This is a genomic window from Nocardioides sp. (assembly GCF_031422975.1).
Lineage (GTDB): Bacteria > Actinomycetota > Actinomycetes > Propionibacteriales > Nocardioidaceae > Nocardioides.
The window spans coordinates 1-8,412 of sequence record NZ_JANPEO010000388.1; the positions used below are offsets into that span (position 1 = coordinate 1).

The 8,412-nt window shown below is 69.4% G+C and carries 9 protein-coding genes; 2 read left to right on the forward strand and 7 right to left on the reverse strand.

Annotation, left to right across the window (positions count from 1 at the left end; translation table 11 throughout):
* From RMO85_RS11685 to RMO85_RS11695, 3 genes are all read right to left on the reverse strand, one after another.
* On the reverse strand, positions 1-1,241 hold a 1,241-nt coding region (locus tag RMO85_RS11685), incomplete at its 3' end, for a hypothetical protein (RefSeq protein ID WP_310528896.1).
* Positions 1,242-1,281: 40 nt separating this feature from the next.
* Entirely contained in the window at positions 1,282-2,679 is a 1,398-nt protein-coding gene (locus RMO85_RS11690; protein WP_310528897.1) for an ATP-binding protein, read from the reverse strand.
* Complete coding sequence (locus tag RMO85_RS11695; protein WP_310528898.1) at positions 2,676-3,356, reverse strand: response regulator transcription factor; 681 nt, start codon at positions 3,354-3,356, stop codon at positions 2,676-2,678. The genes RMO85_RS11690 and RMO85_RS11695 overlap by 4 nt, the downstream gene beginning before the upstream one ends.
* Positions 3,357-3,447: 91 nt before the next feature.
* Here RMO85_RS11695 and RMO85_RS11700 point away from each other — a divergent pair, with 91 nt between their 5' ends.
* Positions 3,448-3,759, forward strand: a complete 312-nt coding sequence (locus tag RMO85_RS11700; RefSeq protein ID WP_310528899.1) for a winged helix-turn-helix transcriptional regulator — start codon at positions 3,448-3,450, stop codon at positions 3,757-3,759.
* On the opposite strand, the gene RMO85_RS11705 is transcribed toward RMO85_RS11700, so the two are convergent.
* A complete protein-coding gene (locus RMO85_RS11705; RefSeq protein ID WP_310528900.1) occupies positions 3,750-4,751 on the reverse strand; it encodes a TerC family protein in 1,002 nt (333 codons plus the stop codon). The two genes, RMO85_RS11700 and RMO85_RS11705, sit on opposite strands and share 10 nt — an antisense overlap.
* Positions 4,752-4,948: 197 nt before the next feature.
* Between RMO85_RS11705 and heR the strand changes: the two genes are divergently transcribed.
* Positions 4,949-5,734 (forward strand): heliorhodopsin HeR, encoded by a 786-nt coding sequence (heR, locus tag RMO85_RS11710; protein WP_310528901.1) that lies wholly within the window; start codon positions 4,949-4,951, stop codon positions 5,732-5,734.
* A 46-nt stretch (positions 5,735-5,780) separates the two neighbouring features.
* On the opposite strand, the gene RMO85_RS11715 is transcribed toward heR, so the two are convergent.
* The 3 genes from RMO85_RS11715 to allB all read right to left on the reverse strand — a co-directional run.
* Complete coding sequence (locus tag RMO85_RS11715) at positions 5,781-6,494, reverse strand: hemolysin III family protein (protein ID WP_310528902.1); 714 nt, start codon at positions 6,492-6,494, stop codon at positions 5,781-5,783.
* Positions 6,495-6,552: 58 nt separating this feature from the next.
* On the reverse strand, positions 6,553-7,401 hold the full coding sequence (locus tag RMO85_RS11720) for a bifunctional allantoicase/(S)-ureidoglycine aminohydrolase (protein WP_310528903.1): 849 nt from the start codon (positions 7,399-7,401) through the stop codon (positions 6,553-6,555).
* A partial coding sequence (allB, locus tag RMO85_RS11725; RefSeq protein WP_310528904.1) for an allantoinase AllB occupies positions 7,398-8,412 on the reverse strand: 1,015 nt, incomplete at its 5' end. The genes RMO85_RS11720 and allB, both read right to left, overlap by 4 nt.

An 8,412-nucleotide genomic window follows, 5' to 3' on the forward strand; every position in this document is an offset into this window, starting at 1 on the left:
TCCCCCGCGACCGCGGCGGCGTCCCTCGTGGCCGCGTCGAGGCGCACCAGTTGGGAGTGCAGGTGGAATCGGGACACCTCGACGTCTCCTGGGTCGAGATAGCGGGCCTCGAGGTCGATGGCGGACTGCGCCACCGCGACGGTGGCTCGTTGTGCCACCACCGCACGCTTGGCCCGGACCGCGACGCGGAGCCTTGCGGCAGCCTGGTGGAGGAGGCGCATCACCCGCAGCGGCTGAGCGCCCTTGTCGACCAGTGCCAGTTGGGCGTCGATCCGGCGCGATGAGGCCCGAGCGAAGCGCCAGTCCCCGGAGCGGGCGTACTCCAGGGTGCCCCAGGCCGCGGTGAGGATCCGGCGGATCTCGACCGGGGAGCCCCCGGGCAGCGCGTTGGTGGGTGTCGCCACCGCCATCGCCTCGACCTCCCCGGCTCCTCGGGTCAGGAACTCGCCGTAGCCGGGGGCGAGGGTCTTCTGGGAGTGGGTCCCGCCCACACCGAGCTCGTCGACGACGATGGCGCCGCCGACCGGCCCGTTCGGTCCGGCCACGGTCTTGTCGGTCTCGATCACGGTGAGCTCCTCGAACACGATGCCGATGACGTTCTCCACCCGGAAGACATCGCCCAGGGCCGGCTTCGCCGGCATCACCATGGCTGGCGGGCCGTCGCGTCCGGTGAGCCACGTCCCCTCAGTGAGGAAGGCGCTCCCGTCGACGTAGTCGATGACGTCCTCGCCGAAGTACCACACCGATCCGTCGTCGGCCTGCGCGTAGCGGTCCAGGGCGACCTCGGTGATCTGGCCGTCGAGATAGGCGACGTACTGGGAAAGCACCACCGGCACCCGGGTTCCGTACCAGTCCACGACACCGGTCTCGGGCAGGGTCGTGGTCTCCGAGCGGAACGGCTTGCCCTCCACCCTGCCGACCTGGATCACCGAACCCCCGGCGCTCACCGGAAACAGTGGATTGTCGATGGTCGTCGGGTCGGAGAAGGTGGGCCGCTCCAGATCCACGCGGTCGGCACGCGGGGCGCAGTTCTTGCCGTTGAACGTGCCGCACTCGGTGATCGGCCAGACGTCGGAGGCGTCCCCGGCCGCAAGCCCGGCCCGACTGCTGAGTACGACGGGGTGCTGACTCCCGGACAGCGGCCCGACACCCGCGGCGGTGGTCAGGCCCCCGGCACCGAGCAGCGCCAGGGCGCCGACGGCCATGGCCCGCAACTGCGGGTGGTCGTTGAGGTTGGACATGGTCTTGCCTTTCGTCAGGAGAGGTGCGTTGCTCCGGACGCTAGGCAGGCTGCGTGAGAGGACGATGAGTAGCGGTGATCAGGGATCCGGCGGGAAACCAGACGCACACCGTGCCGGGCGGCCCGACCTCCGCGGTGGCGCTCCCGCCGTGGGCCTCGACGATGGCCAGCACGATGGCCAGCCCGATTCCGGCGCCGGCACCCCGGTTGCTGGGATCAGCCCTGCTCAGCCGAGCGAAGGCCCGAGGGGCGAACCAGTCCGCGAAGCCACCGCCCTCGTCACGCACCACGATGCTCACTCCGCCGTCGACCGCCCGAGCGGTCAGGGTGATGTCCCCCGCGCCGTGACGGAGTGCGTTGTCGATGAGGTTCGTCAGCACTTGTCTGAGCCGGTCCTCATCGGCGTGAGTCGTCAGGCCCGGCGGCGCGTCGACGCTGATCGAACGCTGCGCTGCCACGGACGTGCCTGCGAACCTGCCCTGGGCCCAGGTCAGCAGGTCCGGCACGGACACCGTTCGCCGCGCGATCGGCAGGCGCCCACCCGCCGCGCGGGCGAGCACGAGCAGGTCCTCGGCGATCCGCCCCAGTCGGTGGGTCTCCTCCAACGCACTCTCGAGGGCGGCGCGGATCTCCGCCCGATGGCCGCCCGCCAGCAACGCACCTTCGAGGTCGGTCTGGATCACCGCCAGGGGCGTCCTCAGCTCGTGACTGGCATCGTCGACGAAACGCCGCTCGCGCTCGTAGGAGTCCCGGAGCCGGCCGAGCATGTCGTTGAGGGTCTGCCCGAGCCGCCGGATCTGGTCGTCGGCGAGGGGCAGAGGCAGCTCGGCCATCTCGTCGCCTGCCGAGATCTCGCTCGCCCGGACCCGCATGGCCTCGACCGGCGCGAGTCCCGAGCGGGCGAGCCCGTACCCCGCCATCGAGGCGGCGACCAGGGCAGCGATCCCGCCGACCAGGAACGAGGTGACGACACTCGAGAGCGCCTCGTCCCGATCGCGCAGCGACTGGCCCACCGCGATGGCGACTGGTCCGGTGGAGCTGTCATCTCGCACGACCAGTATCCGGGCCGTGCCGTCGATCCCGGTCAGGGTGCGTTCGACGACGAGTTCGGTGCCCGTGCCACCCCTCAGGACTTCGCTGACCTCGGCGGCGGTCACCGTGGCGCCCACCGGTGAGCCGGCAGTGTCCCTCACCCCACCCGCCGACAGCACCTGCACGAAGCTCTCCTCGGGGTCCTCGACCGCCACGGCGGCCACCGAGCTCCCCTCACTGAGCGCGGTCACTGCTGCGCGGGCGCGCGCATGCAGGTTGGCGTCCACTCGGTCATCGAGGTCGGCACGCAGCCTGAGGTAGACGAACCCGGCCGCCACCGCAAGCATCAGGAGGGTCGCCGCCGCGAAGGCGGCGGTCAGCTTGACAAGAATCGGCAGGCGACTCACGCACCGCCATCCTCTCGAAGTCGATAGCCCACTCCCCGGACGGTCTCGATGGACGTGACCCCGAAAGGCGTGTCCAGCTTGCCGCGCAAGTAGCCCACGTAGACCTCGACCACGTTGGAGCGGTGCTCGTAGCCGAAGTCCCAGGCCGCATCCAGCAGCTGCAGGTGCGTCAGGGCCTGGCCAGCGTGCCTCATGAACGCCTCCAGCAGGGCGAACTCCCGGGCGGTCAGACTCACCTCGGCGCCACCCCGCCACACCCGCCGGGCAGCGGGGTCCAACCGCAACGACCCCACCTCGAGGCAGGCGGGCCGCTCGACCGCCTCCCGGCGAGCCAGGGCCCGCAGACGCGCCAGCAGCTCGCCGAGGGCGAACGGCTTGGTCAGGTAGTCGTCCGCCCCGGCGTCGAGCCCACGGACGCGGTCGACCACGGCGTCTCGAGCGGTCACCATGATGATCGGCGTCCACACCCCCGACTGGCGCAGCCTCCGGCACACCTCGACGCCATCCAGGTCGGGCAGTCCCACGTCGAGCACGACGACGTCGTACGCCGCAGCCCGCACCATCCACAGGGCGTCGTCACCCAGCCCGGCGATGTCGGCCACCACCCCCGCGGCGTGCAGGGCGCGCTTGATGGCCGCCGCCATCGCCACGTCGTCCTCGACCACCAAGATCCGCACCGGCTCACAGTACGAGTCCGAAGATGAGAGAGGGGTGAGCGTCGCCTGGGGCGTACTCCGAACGAACTATCTTTCGCGTAGTCTCGTTCGGGTGAGTCAGGGCGAGTGGACGTTTCTGTCCAACTACGGACACGTGCTCGTGTCGCTCGCGCGTGACCCGGATGCTCGCATGCGGGACGTGTCGGAGGCTGTGGGGATCACCGAACGCGCCGTACAGCAGATCGTCCGCGAGCTCGTCGGCCAGGGATATCTCCGCAAGACGAAGGTCGGTCGCCGCAACAGCTACGAGGTGGTGCGCGCGGCCCACCTGCGCCACGAGCTCGAGTCCCAGGTCACCCTCGACGACTTCCTCGAGCTCCTGGCAAAGGGCGCCGCCCCCGCCGGCCGACTCCCTCAATCCTGACGAGGTCGATCGGATCGACCGATCAGGGCAGTCGTGCCATCAGGGATTGTGCCCGTGCTGGCAGCGTCTCCGAGGGGCACTGCGTCGCCGCGGGTCGCTCGCAGGCTGGCCACGACCGCACCGGTGAGGAGTGTGGCGATGACGGTCAGGGACAGCCAGATGGGGACCTTGTAGACGTCCAGGAGCAGCATCTTGACGCCGACGAAGACGAGGATCGCGGCGAGACCGGCCTTGAGGTAGATGAAGCGGTGGATCAGGTCGGCCAGCAGGAAGTACATCGCCCGCAGGCCGAGGATGGCGAAGGCGTTGCTGGTGTAGACCAGGAACGGGTCCTGGGTGACGGCGAAGATCGCCGGGATCGAGTCGACGGCGAAGATGATGTCGGTGGTCTCCACCAGCACGAGCACGATGAACAGCGGCGTCGCCACCCACGTGCCCGCCTTCTTCACCCAGAACTTCTGCCCGTGGAACTCGTCGGTGCTGGGCACCCGCTTGCGGACCAGGCGAAGCACCGGGTTGCGCGAGGGGTCCATCTCGTCGTTGCGGTGGGTGAACATCTTCGCGCCGGTGAAGACCAGGAAGCCCCCGAACAGGTACAAGATCCACGCGAAGTTGTCGATCAGCACCGCACCGCCGGCGATGAAGACCGCCCTGAAGACCAGGGCGCCCAGCACGCCGTAGAACAGCACACGGTGCTGGTACTCCCGCGGAACCGCGAAGTAGCTGAAGATCAGCGCGAAGACGAACACGTTGTCCACGGCGAGGGACTTCTCGATCAGGTAACCGGCGTAGTACTCGCCCCCGGCCTGGGCGCCGTAGGCCCACCAGATGACGCCGCCGAACGCCAGGCCCAGCGACACCCAGATCCCAGACCAGATCGCGGCCTCCCGAACGGACACCACGTGGGCAGTCCGGTGCGCCAGCAGGTCGACAGCGAGCATGACGAGAATGACGGCCAGGACCGCGATCCAGGCCCACAGCGGAACGTTCATCAACTACCTCCAGCGTGCCCGCTGACAGCGGGGCGTTGGAGGTCTCCCCCACCGCCTGCTGGTGAGCTGGCGGCCGACGCACCGGGCCGGGCATGGCCGGCCGGACTGACGATGACGTCGCGGGTGGGGTACTCCCCTCGTGCACTAGAGTATTCACGAAACACAATTCGTGTGTCAAGCCTCGAGGAGGACCCTCCATGCGATCCAGGTCAGCCATTGCCCACCCCGGAGTCCCGCACCGGGCGATGACACTCCGGCGCGACAACGCGATAGCGGGGGTGGTGCACCTCGCCCAGGCCATCGGCGTGCTCCTCCTCGCCACCAGCTTCGCGCTCCCGGTCACCGCCTCCTACCTCCAGGGCCCGCCGGGCACCGCCCCGCAGGACCCGCTCACGCTGTTCGAGATCCCGACCGGCGCCGCGGTGGCCGCGTTCCTGGCCCTCTCCGCGCTGGCGCACGCGCTGGTCTGCACCGGGTGGTGGCGCCGCTACCTCGCCGACCTCGACCGAAGCCGCAACCCGGCCCGGTGGGTCGAGTACTCCGTCTCATCCTCCTTGATGATCGTGCTGATCGCGCAGCTCGTCGGGATCTCCGACGTCGCCGCCCTGGTGGCGCTCTTCGGCCTGAACGCCGCGATGATCCTGTTCGGCTGGCTCCAGGAGCGCTACGAGGAGCCGGGCGGGCACGGCTGGCTGCCCTTCACCTTCGGGTGCGTCGCCGGGATCATCCCCTGGCTGGCCATCGGCACTTACCTGCTGTCCCCCGGCTCGGCCTCGTCCGCGACCCCTCCCGGATTCGTGTACGGCATCTTCATCTCGCTGTTCGTGTTCTTCAACAGCTTCGCGCTCAACCAATGGCTGCAATACCGCGCCCGCGGCCGCTGGTCCGACTATCTCTTCGGTGAACGGATCTACATCGTGCTCAGCCTCACCGCGAAGTCGGTCCTGGCCTGGCAGATCTTCGCCGGCACGCTCGCCGCCTGACGGCGACGTGACGACGGGTTGCCCTCTCAGGCCCGACCGTCACGAGTCATCGCAGGGCATAGGTCGCGAGCGAGACGGCCACGTAGTGCGCACTGAAGGCCAGGATCGTGAAGGTGTGGAACACCTCGTGGAAGCCGAACCACTCCGGCTTGGGGTTCGGCCTCTTGAGACCGTAGATCACGCCTCCGAGGGTGTAGAGCAGTCCGCCCGCGACGACCAGGGCCAAGGTGGCGATCGCGACCGGGGTGCTCAGCCGGTGGGCCCCATCGACGAAGTCGGGGATGAAGAGGACGGCGAACCAGCCGAGTCCGATGTAGATCGGCGTGTACAGCCACCGCGGGGCGCCGGTCCAGAAGACCCGGAAGAGCACGCCGAGCAGGGCCCCGCCCCAGATGCCCAGCAGGAGCGACACGCGTGCGCTGCCGTCCAGCAACAACATCGCGAAGGCCGTGTAGGTGCCGGCGATCAGGATGAAGATGTTGGAGTGGTCGAGCCGGCGCAGCAACGCCCAGACGGCCGGTTGCCAGGTGCCGCGGTGATAGATCGCCGAGACGCCGAACAACAGCAGGGCCGAGGCGATGAACACGGCCGAGCCGATCTTCGTGCCGGTCGTCGGGGACAGCACGATCAAGACGATGCCGGCAGCCACCACCAGCGGGATCGCGCCTGCATGGAGCCAGCCCCGCAGCCGTGGCTTGAGCTCGGACATCTTGTCGGCCATCACGAGGAGGGCGGCGTCGTGGTCGAGGAACTTGCTCATGGTCTCATCATGACTGCCCGCGCCCCGGAACCGGCTCCGGTGCCGGGAACGACGGTTATCAGACGAGCTGACGGCTCAGCGTGGCATGCCGGTTGACGTCCTTGTAGAGCAGGTAGCGGAAGCGGCCGGGCCCGCCGGCGTAGCAGGCCTGCGGACAGAACGCGCGCAACCACATGAAGTCGCCCTCCTGCACCTCGACCCAGTCGTTGTTGAGGAGATACATCGCCTTGCCCTCCAAGACGTAGAGCCCGTGCTCCATCACGTGGGTCTCCGGGAAGGGGATCACTCCGCCGGGCTGGAAGTTCACGATGTTGACGTGCATGTCGTGGCGGATGTCGCTCGGGTCAGCGAAGCGCTGGGTGGTCCACGCACCATCGGTGCCCGGCATCTCGTCGCCCGGCACGTCGACCTCGTTGGTCACGAACGCCGCGGGCACGTCGATCCCCTCGACCACCTGGTAGGCCTTGCGGATCCAGTGGAAGCTGGCGGTGGCACCGCTGGTGTTGTGCAACGTCCACGAGCAGCCTGGCGGGAGGAACGCGTAACCGCCCGGGCCGAGGTCGTGCCCCTCCCCGTCGAGGGTCAGCGTGAGGGCGCCCCGGACGACGAAGACGACTCCCTCGGCGCCCGGGTCGAGCTCGGGCTTCTCGCTGCCGCCACCCGGGGAGACCTCGACGATGTACTGCGAGAACGTCTCCGCGAACCCGGACAGCGGTCGGGCGATGACCCACACCCGAGTCTTCTCCCAGAACGGCAGCAGGCTCGTGACGATGTCCGTCATCGTGCCTCGCGGCAGGACGGCGTAGGCCTCGGTGAAGATCGCCCGATCGGTGGTCAGCTCCGTCTGTGCGGGCAAGCCACCCTTGGGTGCGTAGTAGCGCGGGGGCGTCGGCTCGGGCGTGATCATGTTCCTCCTCGTGTCAGCAGGCGGCCGAACGGCTCGGCCTGCTCGGTGATGTCGATGCGCCGGCCGCGCAGCCAGGTGCTGCGGACGACCCCGTCCAGGGGGCGGCCGGCGTACGGCGTGATGGCGTTCTTGTGATGCAGGCGCGTGACGTCGACGACGAAGCCGTCGTCGGGTGCGAAGACGGTGAAGTCGGCGTCGCACCCGATCGCGATCCGACCCTTCCTCTGCAGACCGGCGTGCCGGGCGGGCGCCCGGCACATCCAGCGGGCCACGTCGTCGAGCGTGAAGCCGCGACGCCGCGCCTCGGTCCACACGGCTGACAGGCCGAGCTGGAGGGAGGAGATGCCGCCCCAGGCGACGCCGAAGTCGCCGGTGTCGAGGCACTTGAGGTCGAGGGTCGAGGGCGAGTGGTCGGTCACGACCATGTCGATCACGCCGTCGCGCAGGCCTTGCCAGAGCAGTTCGCGGTTGGCGGCCTCGCGGATCGGCGGGCAGCACTTGAACTGGGTGGCTCCGTCGGGGACCTCCTCGGCCGAGAACGTGAGGTAGTGCGGGCAGGTCTCGGACGTGACGGCCACACCGTCGCGGCGGGCGGCTGCGAGCAGGGGCAGCACGTCGGCACTCGACACGTGCAGGATGTGCACCCGACAGCCGGTCCCGCGCGCCAGCTCGATCACCTGCGCGACCGCCAGGTTCTCGGCGTCGCGGGGCCTGCTCCCGAGGAAGCCGGCGTAGGCCGGTCCGTGCGCGGCGGGAGCGCGCTCGATGGCGTGGGCGTCCTCGGCGTGCACGATCAGCAGCCCGCCGAAGGACCTCAGCTCGCGCATGGCCCGCTCGAGCTGGTCGCGTTCGAGGGGTGGGAACTCCTCGACGCCGGAGTGGAGCAGGAAGCACTTGAAACCGAGCACCCCCGCGTCGTGCAGCGGCCGCAGGTCCGCGAGGTTGCCGGGGACGGCGCCGCCCCAGAAGCCGATGTCGACGAAGGCCTGGCCGTCGGCGGTCCTGCGCTTG

Excerpts from the sequence above, each read along its gene's own strand:
- RMO85_RS11715 (WP_310528902.1), bottom strand. The coding sequence starts at position 6,494 with ATGAGCAAGTTCCTCGACCACGACGCCGCCCTCCTCGTGATGGCCGAC.
- heR (WP_310528901.1), top strand. The coding sequence starts at position 4,949 with ATGCGATCCAGGTCAGCCATTGCCCACCCCGGAGTCCCGCACCGGGCG.
- RMO85_RS11705 (WP_310528900.1), bottom strand. The coding sequence starts at position 4,751 with ATGAACGTTCCGCTGTGGGCCTGGATCGCGGTCCTGGCCGTCATTCTC.
- RMO85_RS11720 (WP_310528903.1), bottom strand. The coding sequence starts at position 7,401 with ATGATCACGCCCGAGCCGACGCCCCCGCGCTACTACGCACCCAAGGGT.